This is a genomic window from Mycobacterium sp., assembly GCF_032161845.1.
GTDB lineage: Bacteria > Actinomycetota > Actinomycetes > Mycobacteriales > Mycobacteriaceae > Mycobacterium.
The window spans coordinates 1-19,035 of record NZ_JAVRQA010000465.1 but is presented as its reverse complement, the minus strand read 5'-3'; the positions used below and the strand labels follow the sequence as shown (position 1 = coordinate 19,035).

The window sequence follows — 19,035 nt, the reverse complement described above, 5'->3', positions numbered from 1 at the left end:
GTCGGACAGTACGACGACCAGTTCCTCCGCAGCCCCGACGGGTGGTTGCTCGACCACCGGCGGATCACGTTCGGATGAGCGGCACCGGAACGGCGGCGTTGGTCCGCTACTCGCTCGACACCGGGGTCGGCCGGGTACACCTCGACGATCCCGGGCATCGCAACGCGCTGTCCAGGCAGCTCAGCGACGACCTCGCCGTCGCAGTGGAAGCGATGATCTCCGAAGGCGCCGCGGCGATCGTCCTGACCGCCGAGCCACCGGTGTTCTGTGCCGGCGGGTCCCTGCAGGGCCTCCTCGACCAAGACACTCCGTTGCGTGACGTCTACGCCGGACATCTGGCCCTGGTGAATGCACCGGTGCCGACCATCGCCGCGGTTGCCGGCGCTGCCCTCGGCGCCGGAGTGAACCTTCCACTGGCCTGCGATGTCATCATCGCCGCGGAGTCGGCGCGCTTCGACCCGCGGTTCCTCGATGTCGGCATCCATCCCGGCGGGGCGCACCTGTGGCGGCTGGTACAGCGCGTCGGCGTACAAGGTGCGGCGGCGCTCGTCCTGCTTGGCGACGTGCTCACTGGCGCAGAGGCACAGGAACACGGGTTGGCATGGCGGTGTGTGCCAGACGCCGACCTCGAAGAGGCCGCCATGACCCTCGCGCGCCGCGCGGTGCGGCGGTCGGCACCACTGATGCGGCGCACCAAGCAGACGCTGACGGCGACGTTGGCCGCCACGTCGTTCGACGACGCCTTTGCCCTCGAGCTGGAGGCCCAGGAATGGTCGGTGAATCAGCCGGAGTTCGCCGAGGCCGTGCGACGCGTCCAGGCCAGCGTCGCCGCGCGACGGGGCACCGGCGACGAGGCGTCGACACCCACGCACTGATGGACAAGACCGCAACGAGGAGAGCCGTGCCATGCCCGCAAGCTTGCGAGAGTCACTGACTCCCGCCACGACGGTGCTGCTGACCCAGGAGTGCCAGCGTGGCGTAGTGGGGCCGAACAGCATGGTGCCCGAGCTGGCGCGGGCCGCACAGACGTCCGGAGCGATCGCCAACGCTGCCAGGCTCGTGCACGCGGCTCGCGCCGCCGGCGTCGGCGTCCTTCATGCGCTCGCGGCACGCAGGCCCGACGGACGCGGCGCCAACACCAACGCGCGTCTGTTCGTCAGCGTGGCCCGCCAGCTCGACCAGCAATGGCTCGGCACGGATGCGGCTCTGCCCGTGGAGGAGTTCGGCACTGACGACTCGGATTTGACGTCGACGCGGCTGCACGGTCTGTCACCGATCTTTGGACAAGACGTCGACGGGCTATTGCGCAATCTCGGCTGTCACACGCTGGTCATCGTCGGCGTCTCGACGAACGTCGCGATACCCAACGCCGTCTTCGACGCCGTCAATCTCGGTTACCAGGTGGTGCTTCCCGTCGATGCGATCGCCGGTGTGCCACTGGACTACACGGACGTGCTGGTGCGCAACAGCCTTGGTCTGGTCGCAACTGCGACGAACACCGACGAAGTCCTGTCCTGCTGGGCGTGACGACGGGAGCGGTCTAAGCGATCGCGCCGGAGTCCTTGAGCGCCTCAATGCGGTCCCAGTCGATGCCGAGTTCCATCAGCACCAGCTCGGTGTGTTCGGAGGCCTGCGGGGCACGCGTGGTCTGCAGCGGCTCGTGGTTGAACTGCACCGGCCCACGCACCACCTTGAATGGGGCCCCACCGTCTGAAGCCTCGACCTCGACGATCATGTCGTTGGCGATGGCCTGCTCATCGGTGCCCAGGTCCACCAGACTCTGGAACGGCGCCCACTGCCCCTTCATCGTCTTCAAGTGCTGGCGCCAGTACTCGAAGGGCTTACTTCGGATCGCGTCGGTGATCAATGCCGCAGCCGCATCGGCATTCTCAATCAGCGGAAGCACATCGGCGAAACGCGGATCGTCGGCCGCCTCGCCAAGTCCGAGGTGCTCGAACGCATCGCGGATGTAGCCCGTCGGGCTGACGATGCACAGGTTGATGGTGCCGCCGTCGGATGTCTCGTAGTTGCCAAGGAACGGATTCACCGACGGCCCCGTCGAATTCGGCATCGGGGCGCGCATCGCCTCGCCGGTCTCCAAGCCCTGGGTCACGCTCGCCCCCGCCGCCCACCATGCCGTGCTCAGCAGTGACACGTCGATCTCGGTGGCCTCACCGGTGCGCTCGCGATGGAAGAGAGCTGCAGAGATCCCGCCGGCGATGTTCATGCCGCCGATCGAGTCCCCGAACGCCGGAATGCCCTGCGCGAGCGCACCCCCGAGCTCTTCGGGGGTCAGGGCGTGGCCCACCCCGCTGCGCGTCCAGAACGCCGTGCCGTCGAAGCCACCGGTGTCACGTTCGGCTCCCTTGTCACCGTATGCACTGCCGCGCGCGTAGATGATGTCCGGGTTCACCGCACGGATGTGCTCGACGTCGAACTTGTTCTTCTGACGCTGTGCAGGCATGTAGTTGGTCAGGAACACATCGGCGGTCTTGGCGATCTCGTAGAGCACTTCCTGGCCGTCCGGCTTCGACACGTCGATCCCGACGCTGCGCTTGCCGCGGTTGGGATGCTCCATCAGCGGGTGGCGGTTCGGATCCATAAGGAATCCACCCACATTGATGAAGCCCCGCTGGGTGTCACCGCGCACTGGATGCTCCACCTTGATCACATCAGCACCCCAGTCAGCGAGAATCGCCCCCGCGGCGGGCACGAACGTGAACTGAGCAACCTCGAGGACCCGAACGCCCTGCATCACCTTGATCAACTCGATCTTCTCCTGGTATGTCCGATGCCGAACGCTCGATGACCCCGACGGCTTGTGTCGTGTTCCCCGCAGCGGATCATCGTCTGCAATCTAAAACAAATGCAGCACATTGCGTTTCATTCAACCTAGCCGTTCTGCTCGGTACACCACTTCGACTACCCGGTAGCCCAGAAGGAGCAGCCGCTCCGGCCGGTCGGCCCACTTGGGCGTGTGTATATTATATCTAAGTGAAGATCGATACGAACCTCAACTGGCGCAGCGGTGTCACCGACTCGTTGGCGGGATTCGCCGAGCGCGGACGTGCTTCGGAGAAGGCCGGCTATCACGGGGTGTGGACTGCCGAGGCGGGACACGACCCCTTCCTACCGCTAGTTGCCGCGGCGCAGGCGACCACCAAGATCGAGGTCGGCACGGCGATCACCGTGGCATTCGCGCGCAACCCCATGTCGCTGGCGTACACGGCCTACGATCTGCAGCTGCTGACCGGCGGTAGATTCGTCCTCGGCCTTGGCAGCCAGGTGCGACCCCACATCGAGCGGCGCTTCGGCATGCCCTGGAGCCGTCCCGCTGCGCGGATGCGCGAATTCATCGAAGCGATGCGCGCCATATGGGCGGCGTGGACCACAGGGGACAAGCTCGAATTTCATGGCGAGTTCTACCGCCACACACTGATGACGCCGTTCTTCTCACCCGGCCCGAGTCAGTACGGTCCGCCCCAGGTGTACCTGGCGGCGGTCGGCAAGGCGATGACGGAAGTCGCGGGGTCAGCGTGCGATGGCCTACTGCCGCACCCGTTCACCACCGAGCGCTACCTGCGCGAAGCCACTATGCCGACCGTCGAACGAGCGCTGAGCGGCGCAGGTAGAACGCGAGAGGACTTCTCCATCTGCTTCCAGGGGCTCGTGGCTACCGGCCGCACGCAAGAACAGATGGACCTTGCCATTCGTCGCGTCCGTGAGCAGATCGCCTTCTATGCAAGCACTCCGGCGTATCAGTCGGTTCTGGAACTTCACGGGTGGGACGATCTGGGCCGCGACCTCGGTGTGCTCGCTCGAAACGGGGCAGACGATCGTTGGGAGCGGATGGGCGAACTCATCGACGACGAAGTGCTCACGACGTTCTCCGTCGTGGCCGAGGCCGATGAGCTCGGTAACGCGATAGCCGAACGATTCGGTGACATCGTGGACCGCTTCAGTTTCTACGCCCCCTACGAACACGACGAATCACTCTGGCAGCCAGCCATTCGTCAACTGTCCGAACACCACAGCGACTGGGCCAACGGACGCTTATCGGCATCAGCGAAGCCAGCGTCGATGTCATCGAGGAATGCGTGGTAGCGCGTTGCGAGTGAGATCGCAGGCGCCAGTGTCGATTTGGAGGCAAGGCAATGCGCGTTGGATTCATCGGCTTGGGTAGTCAAGGTGCCCCCATGGCCCAGCAGATCATCGATGCGGGCTACGAGACGACGTTGTGGGCGCGTCGGCCCGCATCCCTGGAGCCCTACGGCGACACCGCGGCAAGAATCGCCGCCTCACCCGTTGAACTGGCCCAAGGCAGCGACCTGGTCTGCCTCTGCGTGGTCGGCGACGACGACATCCGTGAGGTGGTCACCGGTCCACACGGACTACTCGAGGGGCTTCAGTCCGGCGCAGTGATCGCCATTCACAGCACCGTGCACCCGGATACCTGCCGCGACCTGGCCGCAACCGCAGCCGAGCAGGGAGTCTCGGTGATCGATGCACCGGTCAGCGGCGGCGCACCTGCGGTGGCCGAAAGGCGCCTCCTGGTAATGGTCGGCGGTGACGCCGATGTCGTCGCGCGCTGCAGACCGGTCTTCGAGACCTACGCGAATCCGGTGGTCCATCTCGGCGACGTCGGTTCCGGGCAGGTGAGCAAGATCCTCAACAATCTCCTCTTCACCGCGAATCTCGGTGTGGCCGCCAGCCTTTTTGCGTTGGGGGAAGCCCTCGGCGTCCCCAGTGACCGCCTCTCCGAGGTCATTTCCGCGGGCAGCGCGAACAGCTTCGCACTCACCAGCATGGGCGGCGAGGGTAACCTCGACCGACTCGCGACACTTGCCGGATCACTGTTGCAGAAAGACGTCCGATTGGCCGCCGGTCTGGCCAGACAGTGCAACGCCGACATCGGCGCCGTGTTCCAAGGCGCCGACGCCGCCCTGGTGCAGATGGGACACCAGCGTTGATTCGCCACTGATTGCAGCCGGCTCACCAGCCGCGGAAGACGGGGGGCCGGCGCTCGACGAATGCCAGCACGCCTTCTTGGGAGTCCGCGGTAGTCATGATGCCTTCTTGGGTCCAGGCCTCCTCGTCGAGCGCGGTATCGCGGTCGACGTCGAGCGCATGGTTGATCAGACGCTTCGTGGCACTCAGTGTTCGCGTGGGTCCGGCGGCGAGGCGACGTGCCAAGGCCATCGCCGTCGGAAGCGTCTCGGCCTGGGGTGCGACGTGCAGCACGAGGCCGAGTCGCTTCGCCTCGGCGGCTGACACGTCGTCGCCGAACAGATACAGATGCTTGGCTACGTGCGGACCGACGAGCCGCGTCAGCTGATAGGCCCCGCCGCCGTCGGGCACGATCCCGCGACGAACGAATACCGGTACGAAGCGGGCGGTATCCGCCATCACGACAACGTCAGCAGCAAGCGCGAGATGCATGCCCGCTCCCGCGGCGGCGCCGTTGACTGCGGCGATGACGGGCTTGTCGCAGTCCAAGACGGCGGTCACGACACGTTGCCAGCCCGCGGCCACACTGCGTGCCACGTCACCGTGGACGCGATCGGGGGCATCGGCGGGCTTCGCCGGCGTCGGCGGCGGCATCCGAAGATCCGCCCCGGCACAAAAGGCCCGGTCTCCGGCGCCGGTGAGAACGACGGCGCGAACGTACATGTCGGTGCTGGCGCGCTCCAGCGCGTCGGCGAGCGCATCACGCGTCTGCCATGTCAGCGCGTTGTGCACTTCGGCCCTGTCGAGGGTCAGCGTCAGCACACCGTCGTCCCCGAGCTCGCGCCTCAATCCCTCGGTGATGATGCCCTCCTGGTCTCATTTTGGATTAAGTATATAATCTAAAATATGCACGGCATCCTGGGGTGGGGGACCTACGTCCCCTACCGGCGTCTCGACCGAAGTCAGATCGCCTCTGTTGCAGGCACGGGCGGCGGCCGCGGAACGCGAGCGCTGGCGGCCTACGACGAGGACACGACCACGATGGGCGTAGAGGCTGCCCGGCGCGCGCTCGGCGACGGTCAGCTACGCCCCCGTAGCCTCTGGTTCGCCACCGCCGCACCCACCTACCTCGACAAGACGAATGCGACAGCAGTGCATGCCGCACTGCGACTTGACCGTGACGTCGCGGCATACGACACACTGGGCAGCGTTCGATCCGCGTTCGGGGCTATTTCGGCGGGATTGACCGGCGCCACACCGGCACTCGTCGTGACCAGTGACGTGCGCTTTGGTCTGCCCGGTGGCCCCGAGGAGAGCACCGCCGGCGACGGCGCGGCCGCGGTCATGCTCGGTGACGACAGCACAGGGCCGGTTCTCGCCGAGGTGATCGGACGGACGTCGCTGACCGAGGAATTCGTCGACCGTTGGCGTGAGCCACGCCGGCCCACCTCACAGCTGTGGGAGGAGCGATTCGGTGAGACGCGGTACGTGCCACTGGCCGCCGAGGCGCTCAAGGCGTTGCTCGGGGAAACAGGACTCGACGTCGGTGACATCTCGACGCTGGTGGTCAGCGGACTGCACGAGCGCGCCTGCGTGGCCGCCGCCAAGCAATCCGGCGTCGCGCCCGAGCGCATCGTCGACCGACTCGGCTCGGTCATCGGCAACGTCGGCGTGGCGCAACCGCTCTTGCTGCTCGCGTCGGCGCTCGAAGTCGCCGACCCCGGTGATGTGATCGTATTTCTCGGACTCGCGGACGGCGCCGACGCGATCGCCCTGCGAATCACCGACGCGATCAACGGGTACCGGCCGCACCCCAGGGTGGGTGCGCAGATCGCGAGCGGCGCGCCGATCAGCTATGGGCGCTACCTGGTGTGGCGGGATCTGCTGACCGTGGAGCCACCGCGCCGACCGGAACCGGCCCGGCCGTCGTCGAGCGCTGCAGTGCGCAACGTCGAGTGGAAGTTCGGACTCGTCGGACCCTCGGGGGCGTTGGCTGAACAGCAGGGCACCGTCACGACCTACACCATCGACAAGCTCGCGTACTCCCCCAGCCCGCCAGTCGTTTTCGCCGTCGTCGACTTCGACGACGGCACCCGCGTGCCAGTGGAGCTGACCGACGTCGACGCCGACGAAGTCGTCATCGGAACGCGCGTCGAGATGACGTTCCGGCGGCTGTTCGTTGCCGACGGCATCGCGAACTACTTCTGGAAGGCACGCCCGGTACGTGACGGCGTAACGCCCGACGCGCCGCGCCCGCGCGAGGAGGACTCCAAATGAGCAGCCACGGAATCTGCGACCGCGTTGCGATCATCGGCGTGGGGTGCACGCACTTCGGCGAGCGCTGGGAGCTGAGCCTCGACGACATGATCCGCGAGGCCGCCGGTGAAGCCTTCACCAGCGCAGGGGTGGCCAAGGACGACGTCGACGCGTACTGGTTCGGCACCGCGCAGTCGGGTATGAGTGGCATCACGGTGGCGCGTCCGCTGCAGCTGGTCGACAAACCGGTCACGCGCGTGGAGAACTACTGTGCCACCGGTTCGGAAGCGCTGCGCCAGGCCGCATACGCCGTCGCCAGCGGCGCATACGACGTCGCCATGGCGATCGGCGCCGAGAAGGTCAAAGATTCCGGTTACCAAGGCCTTAATGCGTTTCCGGTCCCCAATGACGGCACGCAGCGGACCCTGACCGCGGCGGCGATGTTCTCGATGGTGGTTCCGGCCTACGCGAAGCGCTACAGCGTCGATGAGGACGAACTGCGTGACGTGCTGGCACGCATCGCTTCCAAGAACCACGCCAACGGCGCACGAAACCCGAAGGCACAGTTTCGCAAACAAGTGTCGGCCGAGGCCATCTGCAACATGGCGGCAGTCGCCGGCCGGCTTTCAGTCTTCGACTGCGCAGGCGTCGCCGACGGGGCGGCAGCCGCGATCGTGGTGCGGGCCGAGGACGCACACCGCTACACCGACAAGCCGCTGCTGATCAAGGCGCTTTCCGTCGTCGCGGGCAACGGCAGCGGATTGCAAGACCCGGCCTACGACTACACCCACTTCCCCGAGGTCGAAGCGTCGGCCGTCGACGCGTACCGGCAGGCCGGCATCACCGACCCCCGCTCGGAGCTTGCGATGGCCGAGGTACACGACTGCTTCACTCCGACCGAGCTCGTGCTGACCGAAGACCTCGGCCTATGCGCGCGCGGCACCGCCTGGAAGGAAGTCCTGGCCGGGACGTTCGAGCTCGACGGCGACATGCCGGTCAACCCGGACGGTGGCCTCAAGTCGTTCGGGCATCCCACCGGAGCGTCCGGTCTGCGGATGATTTACGAGGCGTGGCTGCAGCTTCGCGGCGAGGCACCCCCGGAACGGCGGATCACTACCTACGGAAAGCGGTCAAAGGCGCTGACCCACAACCTGGGCGGATACCCAGGCGAGATGGTTTCGTTCGTCGGCATCTTCGGCACCGACTGAGCTGACCGACGAACACACGGATTGAGGAGAACCCTATGCCGGTGAATGCCCCACTGGCCGGCCTGCGCGTCGTCGAGGTATCGATGCTGGGTCCGGCCGCGATCACGAGCAGCCTCGTCGACCTCGGCGCTGACGTGGTGAAGGTCGAGCCGCCCGCGGGCGACTACGTGCGACAGATGACGTGGCCGATCGTGCAGGGGGTTTCGCTAATGCATCTGCACGTCAACCGTGGCAAACGCAGCGTGACCCTGGACTTGCGCCATGGCGACGCCAAGGAGGTGTTTCTCGATCTGGCCGCGGAGGCGGACGTCGTCGTCGAGGCGATGAGACCTGGTGCGCTGGAACGGTTGGGCCTGGGTCCGACGGTTCTACGCCAACGCAACGAGAAGCTGGTGTTCGCCACGATCTCCGGCTATGGAGCGACCGGCCCGTACCAGAACTACCCGAGTCACGGCATCGCCTACGACACGTGGGCGGGCATCGTGACCCCCGCCCTCGACGACGAGGGCTTCACCTACATCCCCGAACACGTCTCGATCGGTATCAACGCCGCCCCGCTCTACGGAGCGCTGGCGATCCTTGCTGCGGTGATCCGCGCGCGCGAGGTGGGCACCGGAGCCGAACTGGAACTCGCACAATCCGATTGTGCTGCCGCGTTCGACTGGTACCGGTCGGAGACCTACCGGGCTTACGAACGTCCCGGCGATGAAGTAACCGGCAACCCTTCGGACAACTACGACCGGCGCCCGCCGGCCACCGCGGGGATGCGCGACGGCGTGCGCTACCAGATTTACGCGTCGAAGGACGGTCACGTCCTGTTCATGGCCAGCGAACAGGAGTTCTGGCGCAACTTCTGCGACGGCGTCGGGCGCATGGATCTGTTCGAGCGCTGGTCTGGCTCGAAGTACGCCGACCATGCGCGAGGTAATCGGGAGCTGCAGAGGGAGTTACGGGAAATCTTCGCGACTCGCACCAGCGCAGACTGGGTCGAGTTCGGCGGCCAGACGAACACGCCGATCGCGCCGGTGAATACGCCCGCAACACTGCCTGACGACCCTCAGTTCCACGCTCGGCTCGACTGGATCCCCACCGAACGGCTGGGCGCCGACCAGCTGCCGTTTCCGGTCAACTTCCGCAACGAGGACCTGCCGGTGCCGGAGAAGGCCCCGAAGGCCGGCCAACACACCGACGACGTGCTCCGCACGCTGTGCGGCTACGACGATGCGCGCCTGGACGCGCTACGAAGCGCGGGAGCCGTCGGGCAGCACCCGCCCGTGGATCCAGCTCAGCCAGCACCCTAGGGCTCCATGCTTAGGGACGAAATACGCGCCGCAGCAAAGCGTTACGGTGAAGCCACGGTCATGGCCGCACCAGACGGAACCCTGACCTACGCCGGGCTGGACACCCGCTCGGACCGAATCGCCGCGGCGCTGTCGCGCAACGGTGTACAACCGGGCGACCGGATCGCGTTGCGGCTGCCCAGCGGTACGTCGTATCTGCTCGCCTACGCTGCCACTGCGAAGCTTGGTGCAGTCGTCGCCGGAATCAACACCGGCCTTGCCGACGTGGAGCAGGAGCGACTCGTGGCACTGGCCGAACCGGCGCTCGTCCTCGACTCCGCCGACGCAGTGCACGAACTCGAGGACCGCGGCGGTCCTGTCACCCTCCCCCACGTCGTACCGGATCCGGAACGACTTGCCGCGCTGGTGTTCACCAGCGGAACCAGCGGCCTGCCGCGAGCAGCGATGTTCACCGACGATCGGCTGGCCGCGGTCATGCATGTGGAGACCGGAGGGTCGTGGGCGGATCGCCCTGGCACGCCGTCGCTGGTGTCGACTCATCTCGCCCACGTGGGGCCGATGCTGAAGTTGCCGTGGTACCTGCGGCGTGGGCTGCGAATGCAGGTGCTCCCACGATGGCGGGCCGCCGAATACCTTTGCCTGGTAGCCGAACTACGCCTTCCCGAGATCGGCGCCATCCCACCGCAGCTTGCCCTGATGCTCGCGGCACCTGAGTTCGGCGAGCTGGACCTTTCGTGTGTCCGGCGCATCATCGCCGGCGGCGCGGCATCATCACCCACACTGGTCGAAGCGGCGCGGCGAGCATTCGATGCGGAGTACCTGGTCCGCTACTCCTCCACCGAGTCGGGTGGCGTCGGGCTCGGGACCTCGGCGGAACGCCCCGACGAAGCGTTGCACGGGATCGGCCGGCCGCGGCCGGGGATCGAGGCGAGCATTCTCGATCCGGACGGACGACCGCTACCGAACGGGGAGGTCGGCGAATTGTGCCTTTCCACGCCGACGGCGATGGTCGGCTACTGGCGCGATGAGCAGGCCACCGCCGCCGCCTTCCACGGTCGGTGGATGCGCACCGGTGACCTCGCGGCCCGCAACGCCGATGGCACCTACGAGCTGAAGGGCCGGCTCAAGGAGATGTACATCCGCGGCGGCTACAACGTCTACCCAGCCGAAGTGGAGGCCGAACTGGCCCGACACCCCGGCGTGGCAGCCTGTGCGGTCGTCGCACGCCCAGACCCGACGATGGGTGAGATCGGGGTCGCCGTAGTGGTCGCGAATCCGCTTGGCGCAACGCTGACTTTGGCCGACGTGCGCGGGTTCCTCGAAGGTCGTGTGGCCCGCTGGAAACTTCCCGAAGACCTGCTCGTGGTCGCCGAGTTACCACTGAACAGCACGCACAAACCGGATCGGCGCGCACTGGCAGAACTGGTGGCGCGGCGATGTCGGAAACGCAGGACGCATGGCGTTGCATAGCAATTGCCCTGCAGATCACTGATCGACCAATGGTGAGGTGGGTTCGATGGGCAATTCCATGGCTCTGGCAAAGTTTCAGATCAGTGAGCGGTCGCCTGAAGCGCTCATTGCCACGTACTACGTCGATGACCCAGGCGCCAAGAGCGCTAACACGGTCCGGACAGTGACCTTGACGTCCCAGAGTGGCGCTATCACGTTTCCTGGCTGCTTCAAGTTCGAGATGCCCGAGCAGGGCGGGTCGTCGCGAACCTACGAGTTCGATGTAAAGGCGCGGGGCGAGGCGTTACTCGACATCGAACTACGGGCCGACGAGCAGGTCATCTGCCATGGGATGGGTCTGCGCGACGACGATCATCCGACGTCATTCCTGGTGAGCTGGTGGTGGGGTGAGGTCGTGCCGGCGGGCATCGTCAAGTACAAGGTCATAGACGGTTACACCATCGCTGCCCACTGGACCTCCGTAATGTCAGCGACGACTGGTGACGTCGAACCGAAAACTGGTCTGGCCACTGGCCCTACCGTCGGCGGATTTCCAGGCTCGTACTCGATCACCTACTTCGGCTACGGCGACGCGACGTGGGGACCGTTCGCTTGGGAGATCGAGGAGCGGGGAGACGCATTCGACTTGAGGTGGACTCAGAACGGGCGCCGAATCCTCAACGGCTTCGGATTCCAGGATCCGGACAATCCGGACGCGATCATCGTGAACTATCAAGGGGCGCAGCAAGCTTGAGCCGGGCGCCCTACTCAGAATCGCATTCCCGGGTGTCGGGTCTCGAAAATCTCGGTAGCCAGGATCGACCCGAGATCGGTGGCATCCCACTTCTTTCCGCCCGCGCTGATGACCTTGCGCTCCTTCCAACCCTGCATCCAGATGATGCGGTCCTCGATCGAGCGGATCACCTGACCGGTGAGATGCGCGGCCTGATCGCTGGCGAGCCAGGCGACCAACGGTGAACTGTTCGCCGGATCCATCGGGTGATACTGGTCATCGGGGACTTCATCGGGCTCGAAGGACACGCCCATGCCCGGCATCGTCGCGGTGATCCGGGTCAGACCAGACGGTCCGACGGCGTTGACAGTTACCCCTATGCGGTGCAATTCGAGCGCCAACGTCAGGGTCATTCCGACGATGGCCGCCTTGGCTGCCGCGTAGTTGGTTTGGCCGAAGTTGCCCCCGAGGCCAGCACCGGACGTGGTGTTGATGATGCGGCCGTTGACATTCGCTTCGCCGGCCTTGTTGCGCGCCCGCCAGTGCAGCGCCGCATGGTGGCTGGTCGCCCACGTGCCCTTGGCGTGCACCCGCATCACCATGTCGAAGTCCTGCTCGGTCATGTTCCAGATCGCCGCGTCGCGCACCACGCCGGCGTTGTTGACCACGATGTCGAGCTGACCGTAGGTGTCGACCGCCTGATGGACCATCTGGCCCGCTGCCTGGAAGTCCGACACATCGCCGAAGTTCGCGACGGCGGTGCCACCCACCTTTTCGATCAGACGGACGGTCTCCTCGGCTGCCGTGCTGACGCCCTCGCCGTGGACCGACGTTCCCAGGTCGTTGACGACGACGCTGGCACCGTGCTTGGCCAGTTCCATCGCGTGCCCACGCCCGATGCCGTGCCCTGCGCCGGTCACCAGCGCCACTCTCCCGTCGAGCAGACCCACGGCCGTCTCGCCTCCAATCCTTTTGTGTGTTCGCTCGTCAGGGTTGCAGCGGGGTGTCCGGCAGCTCCAGGCCGAGCAGCCTGATCGCGTTGCCGCGGGCGATCTTGTAGATCTCGTCTTCCTTGAGGTGCCCGAACTGCAGGGCGGCGGCCTCACGCGACTCCGGCCACGTGCCGTCCTGGTGCGGGTAGTCGGTTTCGAACATCACGTTGTTGATGCCGACGCGATCGAGGACGCTGACCCCGACCGCGTCCTTGAAGAAGCAGCTGTGAACCTGGCGGTAGTAGTAGGTCGACGGCAACTCGGGGCACTTGTCCTGGCCGTGAGCCCAACCGCGGTGGGTGTGCCAGACGTCGTCGGTGCGTTCCAGCACGTAGGGGATCCAGCCGATCTGCGCCTCCGCATAGAGCAGCTGCAGAGACGGAAAGCGGTGCAGCACACCGGAGAACAGGAAGTCGACCAGGCTGGCGACGGAGTTGCCGAAGATGATCGTGCCCTGCACGGCCTCGGGCGCGTCGTCGGAGGTCTTCGGCGTCTTGGTGCCCGATCCGATGTGCATGGCCAGAACCGTGCCGGTCTCCGCGCATGCCGCGAAGAACGGATCCCAGTAGCCGGTGTGGATGCTCGGCAGGTCCAGGTACGACGGCAATTCGCTGAAGGCGACCGCGCGAACTCCGCGTGCGGCATTGCGCCGTACCTCGGCGACGGCGAGTGCCACGTCCCACAACGGCACGATGCACAGCGGGATCAGCCGGCCGTCGGTGCCTGCGCACCACTCCTCCACCATCCAGTCGTTGTAGGCCTCCACGGACAGCCTTGCGAGCTCTTTGTCCTTGCCCCAGAGGAACAACTGGCCGCAGAACCGCGGGTAGTTCGGGAAGCACATCTGGGCCTGGACACCGTTGAGGGTCATGTCGGCGATCCGTTCGGCCTGCTGGAAGCAGCCCGGCCGCATCTCCTCGTAGGTCACTCCGCTCAGCGTCACTTCCTCGGCCGGGACGCCGGCCGCGGCGACGTAGCGCTTGAGGCTGGTCTGGCTGTCCTCGTAGTGCCACCAGGCGACATCGGGGCCTTCGGTTCCTGGCGCCTCGATATAAGACGAGCCGACGAGTTTGATCTCCCCGGCCGGGGCGTACACGATGCGCGGCCCGACGTCGCGGTACTTCGCGGGCAACCGCGAGGTCCAGACATCGCGCGGCTCAACGACATGCGCATCGACGTCGACGATCGCCGGAATTCTCGCCAACCGTGTGGCGAGGAGATCTGCTTCTTCTACGTTCTGCGTCATCTGGGTCCCTTAACTGAAGGCAATACTATTGATATTATATACAAAATCTGACTCAAACAACCCGCACGTCGTCGAACGCGCGGCGGTCGTGCCGATCAGTCCTGCCAGTCGGTGCGGTCGGAACGCGCCGGCTGCCTGCCCGTCCGCAGCGGCGACAGCGGGGCGTCGACCAAAAGCACGCGGTGACGTGACCGCACCTCCTTTTCGGCGGCGCCCAGGAGCAATTCGGGCGTGCCGAGCAACGCCTGCTCGGCCCGGCTCCATGCCTCCCAGGACGGAATGGCCCACAGCAGGATGCATTCGGCGTCGGCCACCATCGCAGTGCGCCAGGCGCCAAGAAGGCGCCAACCCGACCGCCCGTTGGCGGATGGACCGCCTTCCACCGCGGCGTCCAGGAACGCCTCTGGGCGGCCCGGGTCGACCCGGATCACTTCGTGGGCGTAGGTGACCGCGTCAACGCCGTCAGCGCACAACTGCGTAATTGACGTGGTAGCGGGATGTGGGACCAAGATGCGGTCGAATCCCCCAGAGCGCAGATCGGCCGCAGAGGCCCACCACTTGGCCAACACGGGATCCTGCATCCCCACACCGCCGGTCTCGTGACCGAAGTTGCGCGCCAAGCCATCCCACCCTTCTTCCTCCCAGATGTTGACCACCTGCGGCCATGCCCCGGTGGAGCCGACGGTTCCCCATACGCCGTAGCAGAGTTGGTTCCGTTCCTCCTGGGCAATCGGGCTCCAGTTCGCCGTCATGTGATGCATGTACCGCGCGCGGTTCTGCTTGGTGATGTTGATGAACTCGTGGATGTAGACCTTGTCGTTCCCGAATTCAGCCACGGGGCACCTCTTTCCACGGTTTGCCCTCCCACGGGTCCGGCTCTTTCGGCATCCCCAGGACGCGCTCTGCGAGGATGTTCTTGTTCACTTCGGTGGTGCCGCCCTCGATGGTGTTGGCGCGGCTTCGCAGCATCCCGCGGACCTCGGCAGGCATCGATTCGCTGTAGGTGTCCGGCCCGCCGTCCCATGCGGTGCCCGCCGTGCCGAGCATCTCTGCCGCGAGCTTCTGGATCCGCTGATTCAGATCTGACCCGTGCACCTTCCCGATGGAACTCTCCGGGCCTGGCGCCAAGCCCGCCCGCAGACTCGCGCGGATGCGGTCATTGGTCCAGCCGCGGATCTGCTCCTCGGACCACAGGCGGACCAGTTGCCGGCGCACGTCGGGGGCGTCCCACCCCCCGGCCAAGCCGGCCTTCTCGCGCTCGCGGGCAAGCCGAACCAGCGGTCGGGCCCCGGACCCGCCGATGCGATCGACCCCACCCGATCCCGATCCCGAGACCATCTGACGCTCGCCAGACAGAGTCGCCCGCGCAACCGCCCAACCCGCGTTGACCTCACCAACGCGGTGGCTGTCCGGGACGAACGCCCCGTCCAGGAAGACCTCGTTGAAGTCGACTTCACCGCCGATGTGCCGCAATGGCTTGACCTCGACGCCCGGCTGATGCATGTCGATCAGGAAGTAGGTGATACCACTGCGCTTGGGCACCTCTGGATCGGTACGGGCTAGCAAGACCGCCATGTCGGCAAGATGCGCCCAGGTCGTCCAGACCTTCTGGCCGCTGATTCGCCAGCCATCCCCGTCGCGTACTGCACGTGTCGCCAGCGACGCCAGATCCGAACCCGCTCCGGGTTCGCTGAACAACTGGCACCACACTTGTTCGTTGCGGACGATCGGCGGAAGGAACTGCAGTCGCTGCTCCTCGGAACCATGGGCGAACAACGCCGGCGCGGCGAGGTTGAGCCCCAACGGGTTCAGCCGTGGAAGGTGGTACTGGGCCAATACCTGTTCGGCGGCGCGCGCCAACGGCCTGTCCCAGCCCAGACCGTCGTACTCCGGCCGCCATTGCGGGACGACCAGTCCCGTGGCCGCGAAGGTGGGGTACCAAGCGCGGTACTCGCTGGGGTCGCGCACGTTGCGCACCGCGCTGGGGCCACCTCGCTCGGCCGCTTCTCGCCACCGCGCAGGAATCGCGTCACGCACCCAGGACCGCACGGCGAGGTCCGCGTCCTCCGAACTACGTGCCGCGAGCAGGTCGTCTCGTATGGTCACTCCAACTCCTTGGCTATCGGCTCTTCGGCGGGACCGCGAGTCCCTCGCATCCGCGTTGACTCCAGCGACGCCCACAGGTCGCGTTTGATCGCCGCCAACACCGCCGCATCGTTGCTGCCAGCGATTCGCAGCGCGATGTCGGCGGCAGCGTCGGCAAGCCGTTCAGGCGGATCCACGACCTCGCTGATCCACCCGAGCTGATACGCGCGCCCCGCGTCCACGCGCTCGTGGATACCGGTCATCACCATGCGCGCGACCGGACCGAACGCTGCTCGCCGCACCATTCCGACGGCCTCGAAGACCGAGGCCTGCCCGACGCTCACGTGAGGGTCCAGAAACGTCGCGTTCGACGCCGCGATGACGACGTCGGAATCGACCACGAAGTGCATTCCGCCCCCGGCACATACACCGTTGACGGCGGTGACGATCGGCTTCGACACACCGCAGTGCCACCCGGTGAGCCGCAGATCGCCGCGTTTGGTGCGCCGCGACATCTCCCGCAATGCCGCCGGATCGCGAGAGAGCTGCACCATGTCCAGTCCGGTTTGAAACGCGTGGCCCGCACCGGTGACGATGATGACACGAATTGAGTTGTCGGCGTCCAGTTCTCGCCATGCGTCTGGGAGCGCGGACATCATGGCGGCATCCATCGCATTGCCGGCTTGGGGCCGGTTGAAGATCAGCCAACCCAGCGCGCCGTCTCGCCGGATGTCGAGCGGTCCTCCGGCGACGTTCACCGCACCCCTCTCGGATAGCATTACAACAACATATACATTATATCTAATATTCAAGTGTGAACCATGACGGAACCGGATCCACGTCGGAAGGTGGGAGATGTCAGACACCCAGGGCCGCATCACTGATGAGGGCGTCGAGGCGCTACGCGCGCGGATCGGCAAGCCGCAGGTGTATCCGGCTCAGCCCCACTATCGCCGGCCGGGAGTCGATGCCTTCCGCCACGTCGCGTGGTCCTACGGCGACGACAACCCGCTGTGGAGTGACGCTGACTACGCATCGGAGTCTGTCTGGAAAGAGCCCATTGGGCCGCCGGCGATCATCGGTGGCGACAGCCTGATCGGCGAGGATCAGCTGACCGACGACGAGTTGGCCGGGCAGAAGGAGTTGCGCGGCGACCCAATACGCGGGGTGCACGCCTTCTACGCCGCCAGCGAGCGCGAATGGTGGGCCCCGTTGCGACCCGACCACCGCGTGTCCCGGCGAACGGCGCTCGTCGGTGTGATCGACAAACCGAGTCAGTTCGGTGGCCGCGGGGTTCAGGAGTGGACGGCGCAGGCCTTCCGGACCGACGACGGCACACTTCTCGGGGCGCAGTACCGGATGATGTATCGAATCGAGCGGGAGAAGGCACTCGAACGCAAGAAGTATGACGGTGTCGAGATCGTCCCGTGGACCGAAGAGGGCATCGCCGAGATCGACGCTCAGTACGAGCGCGAGCAGCCTCTCGGTGCCGGGGTCCGTTGGTGGGAGGACGTCTCGGAGGGTGATTCGGTCGGGCCGCTTGTCAAGGGTCCGCTGACGGTCACAGACACGATCTGCTGGCACGTCGGCATGGGCATGGGCATGTACAACGTCGCACCGCTGCGCCTGGCGTACCGCAATCGCCAGCGGGTCCCGCGCTTCTACCATCGCGACGAGCTTGGCGTTCCCGACGCCATGCAGCGCGTGCACTGGGATCCCGCGTTCGCCCGTAAATCGGGCAACCCCACCACGTTCGACTACGGTCGCATGCGCGAGGCGTGGATGATCCATGCTTGCACCGACTGGATGGGCGACGACGCGTGGCTGTGGCGCCTCGGGGTCGAGTTCCGGCAGTTCAACTACGTCGGCGATGTCCAGTGGGTGGAAGGGCGCGTCACCCGGTGCTACCTCGCCGAGGGCGATCGCCCCGCCGTCGACATCGAACTGCACACCCGAAGTCAGCGCGACGTGGTGACTTCGCCCGGCAGCGCCACCATCCTGCTACCCAGTCGTGAGCACGGTCCAGTGCGACTCCCCGACCCGCCGGGTGGTGCAACGACACTGCCCGAAGCGTTCTCTGCAACGATCGAGGGGTTCCGCCGCCGATGAGCGACGACATCGACCTTGGTGACGCACACCTGTTCCAAACGACGACTCGCAGCGTCTTCACCGAGCTCTTCCCCAGTGCGCGGGTGCGTGAACTCATGGCGTCCTCGTCTGGTTGGGATCCCCCGACGTGGCGCAAGCTGACGGGTGAGTTGGGCGTCGCCGGCCTCATGGTCGAGGAACGGTTCGGCGGCAGCGGCCTCACCGCACGCGAACTCGGTATGGTGTTCGAGGAAGCCGGCCGATGCCTCGGCGGGTCGCCGATGTTCGCCGTTGCCGGGCTCACCATTCCGTTGCTCCTTCATGCGGGGAACGCAGACGCTCACGCTGGATTGCTACCCAAACTGTGCGACGGCAGTCTGGTCGCGACGGTGATCTACGCCGACGCCGACGGCCGGTGGGGTCCGTCGCGGGTGGACATGCGCGCCGAGGGTGGTCGGCTGTTCGGATGCAGCGGCTATGTCGTCGACGCTGCCGACGCCGACTTGATCCTGACTCCGGCCCGCACCCCCGAGGGAACGGCCATCTTCGTCGTCGAACGCGATGCTGCGGGTGTCGAGGTCACGCCGCTGGTCACGCTCGACCAGACCCGCAAACAGGCCCGAGTCAAACTCTCCGGCGTCCGAGGCATTCGACTCGACAGCGGGGCCATCGATTCCGCGCTCGACCGCGCCTATGCCACCTCATGCGCACTGCTGGCCTGCGAGCTGTC

The 19,035-nt window shown here is 66.1% G+C and carries 18 protein-coding genes; 11 read left to right on the top strand and 7 right to left on the bottom strand.

What is annotated here, in order from left to right; translation table 11 throughout:
* The first annotated feature begins 74 nt into the window (after positions 1-74).
* Positions 75-875: an enoyl-CoA hydratase/isomerase family protein gene (locus QOD90_RS25390; protein ID WP_526354278.1), complete on the top strand. Its 801-nt coding sequence runs from the start codon at positions 75-77 to the stop codon at positions 873-875.
* Positions 876-906: 31 nt separating this feature from the next.
* Positions 907-1,527 carry a cysteine hydrolase family protein gene (locus QOD90_RS25385; protein ID WP_526354276.1) on the top strand — a complete coding sequence of 207 codons (621 nt, stop codon included), beginning with the start codon at positions 907-909 and terminating at the stop codon, positions 1,525-1,527.
* 13 nt (positions 1,528-1,540) lie between these two features.
* Here QOD90_RS25385 and QOD90_RS25380 read toward each other — a convergent pair whose 3' ends face one another.
* Positions 1,541-2,755 carry a CaiB/BaiF CoA transferase family protein gene (locus QOD90_RS25380; RefSeq protein WP_526354280.1) on the bottom strand — a complete coding sequence of 405 codons (1,215 nt, stop codon included), beginning with the start codon at positions 2,753-2,755 and terminating at the stop codon, positions 1,541-1,543.
* A gap of 239 nt (positions 2,756-2,994) precedes the next feature.
* Here QOD90_RS25380 and QOD90_RS25375 point away from each other — a divergent pair, with 239 nt between their 5' ends.
* Both QOD90_RS25375 and QOD90_RS25370 read left to right on the top strand, forming a co-directional pair.
* Positions 2,995-4,104 (top strand): TIGR03617 family F420-dependent LLM class oxidoreductase, encoded by a 1,110-nt coding sequence (locus QOD90_RS25375; protein ID WP_526354274.1) that lies wholly within the window; start codon positions 2,995-2,997, stop codon positions 4,102-4,104.
* 50 nt (positions 4,105-4,154) lie between these two features.
* Positions 4,155-4,970, top strand: a complete 816-nt coding sequence (locus QOD90_RS25370; protein WP_526354272.1) for an NAD(P)-dependent oxidoreductase — start codon at positions 4,155-4,157, stop codon at positions 4,968-4,970.
* Positions 4,971-4,992: 22 nt separating this feature from the next.
* Here QOD90_RS25370 and QOD90_RS25365 read toward each other — a convergent pair whose 3' ends face one another.
* Positions 4,993-5,796 carry an enoyl-CoA hydratase/isomerase family protein gene (locus QOD90_RS25365; RefSeq protein ID WP_526354270.1) on the bottom strand — a complete coding sequence of 268 codons (804 nt, stop codon included), beginning with the start codon at positions 5,794-5,796 and terminating at the stop codon, positions 4,993-4,995.
* A 57-nt stretch (positions 5,797-5,853) separates the two neighbouring features.
* On the opposite strand from QOD90_RS25365, the gene QOD90_RS25360 reads away from it, so the two are divergent.
* From QOD90_RS25360 to QOD90_RS25340, 5 genes are all read left to right on the top strand, one after another.
* A complete protein-coding gene (locus tag QOD90_RS25360; protein WP_526354268.1) occupies positions 5,854-7,224 on the top strand; it encodes an OB-fold domain-containing protein in 1,371 nt (456 codons plus the stop codon).
* Entirely contained in the window at positions 7,221-8,411 is a 1,191-nt protein-coding gene (locus QOD90_RS25355) for an acetyl-CoA acetyltransferase (protein ID WP_526354266.1), read from the top strand. Before QOD90_RS25360 ends, QOD90_RS25355 begins: the two co-directional genes overlap by 4 nt.
* A 41-nt stretch (positions 8,412-8,452) precedes the next feature.
* Positions 8,453-9,712, top strand: a complete 1,260-nt coding sequence (locus QOD90_RS25350; protein WP_526354264.1) for a CaiB/BaiF CoA transferase family protein — start codon at positions 8,453-8,455, stop codon at positions 9,710-9,712.
* Between the two features lie 6 nt (positions 9,713-9,718).
* Positions 9,719-11,182 carry a class I adenylate-forming enzyme family protein gene (locus tag QOD90_RS25345; RefSeq protein WP_526354263.1) on the top strand — a complete coding sequence of 488 codons (1,464 nt, stop codon included), beginning with the start codon at positions 9,719-9,721 and terminating at the stop codon, positions 11,180-11,182.
* Between the two features lie 163 nt (positions 11,183-11,345).
* On the top strand, positions 11,346-11,915 hold the full coding sequence (locus tag QOD90_RS25340; protein ID WP_526354261.1) for a hypothetical protein: 570 nt from the start codon (positions 11,346-11,348) through the stop codon (positions 11,913-11,915).
* A 14-nt stretch (positions 11,916-11,929) separates the two neighbouring features.
* Here the strand turns inward: QOD90_RS25340 and QOD90_RS25335 are convergent, their stop codons facing one another.
* From QOD90_RS25335 to QOD90_RS25315, 5 genes are all read right to left on the bottom strand, one after another.
* The gene (locus QOD90_RS25335) at positions 11,930-12,844 is read right to left on the bottom strand and encodes an SDR family NAD(P)-dependent oxidoreductase (protein WP_526354259.1); all 915 of its coding nucleotides are present in this window, start codon (positions 12,842-12,844) and stop codon (positions 11,930-11,932) included.
* 37 nt (positions 12,845-12,881) lie between these two features.
* Positions 12,882-14,132, bottom strand: a complete 1,251-nt coding sequence (locus QOD90_RS25330; protein WP_526354257.1) for an amidohydrolase family protein — start codon at positions 14,130-14,132, stop codon at positions 12,882-12,884.
* Between the two features lie 95 nt (positions 14,133-14,227).
* Positions 14,228-14,968 carry a hypothetical protein gene (locus QOD90_RS25325; protein WP_526354256.1) on the bottom strand — a complete coding sequence of 247 codons (741 nt, stop codon included), beginning with the start codon at positions 14,966-14,968 and terminating at the stop codon, positions 14,228-14,230.
* Complete coding sequence (locus QOD90_RS25320) at positions 14,961-16,238, bottom strand: acyl-CoA dehydrogenase family protein (protein ID WP_526354254.1); 1,278 nt, start codon at positions 16,236-16,238, stop codon at positions 14,961-14,963. Before QOD90_RS25320 ends, QOD90_RS25325 begins: the two co-directional genes overlap by 8 nt.
* Complete coding sequence (locus tag QOD90_RS25315; protein ID WP_526354252.1) at positions 16,235-16,996, bottom strand: enoyl-CoA hydratase/isomerase family protein; 762 nt, start codon at positions 16,994-16,996, stop codon at positions 16,235-16,237. The genes QOD90_RS25320 and QOD90_RS25315 overlap by 4 nt, the downstream gene beginning before the upstream one ends.
* 76 nt (positions 16,997-17,072) lie before the next feature.
* Between QOD90_RS25315 and QOD90_RS25310 the strand changes: the two genes are divergently transcribed.
* Both QOD90_RS25310 and QOD90_RS25305 read left to right on the top strand, forming a co-directional pair.
* Entirely contained in the window at positions 17,073-18,326 is a 1,254-nt protein-coding gene (locus tag QOD90_RS25310) for a hotdog family protein (RefSeq protein WP_526354250.1), read from the top strand.
* Positions 18,323-19,035: acyl-CoA dehydrogenase family protein (locus tag QOD90_RS25305; protein WP_526354248.1), on the top strand; the 713-nt coding region annotated here is incomplete at its 3' end. The genes QOD90_RS25310 and QOD90_RS25305, both read left to right, overlap by 4 nt.

What these genes read in the sequence shown, in the direction of transcription:
- QOD90_RS25390 (WP_526354278.1), top strand. Translation starts at nt 75, where the DNA reads ATGAGCGGCACCGGAACGGCGGCGTTGGTCCGCTACTCGCTCGACACC.
- QOD90_RS25385 (WP_526354276.1), top strand. Translation starts at nt 907, where the DNA reads ATGCCCGCAAGCTTGCGAGAGTCACTGACTCCCGCCACGACGGTGCTG.
- QOD90_RS25380 (WP_526354280.1), bottom strand. Translation starts at nt 2,755, where the DNA reads ATGCAGGGCGTTCGGGTCCTCGAGGTTGCTCAGTTCACGTTCGTGCCC.
- QOD90_RS25370 (WP_526354272.1), top strand. Translation starts at nt 4,155, where the DNA reads ATGCGCGTTGGATTCATCGGCTTGGGTAGTCAAGGTGCCCCCATGGCC.
- QOD90_RS25360 (WP_526354268.1), top strand. Translation starts at nt 5,854, where the DNA reads ATGCACGGCATCCTGGGGTGGGGGACCTACGTCCCCTACCGGCGTCTC.
- QOD90_RS25355 (WP_526354266.1), top strand. Translation starts at nt 7,221, where the DNA reads ATGAGCAGCCACGGAATCTGCGACCGCGTTGCGATCATCGGCGTGGGG.
- QOD90_RS25345 (WP_526354263.1), top strand. Translation starts at nt 9,719, where the DNA reads ATGCTTAGGGACGAAATACGCGCCGCAGCAAAGCGTTACGGTGAAGCC.
- QOD90_RS25330 (WP_526354257.1), bottom strand. Translation starts at nt 14,132, where the DNA reads ATGACGCAGAACGTAGAAGAAGCAGATCTCCTCGCCACACGGTTGGCG.
- QOD90_RS25315 (WP_526354252.1), bottom strand. Translation starts at nt 16,996, where the DNA reads ATGCTATCCGAGAGGGGTGCGGTGAACGTCGCCGGAGGACCGCTCGAC.
- QOD90_RS25310 (WP_526354250.1), top strand. Translation starts at nt 17,073, where the DNA reads ATGTCAGACACCCAGGGCCGCATCACTGATGAGGGCGTCGAGGCGCTA.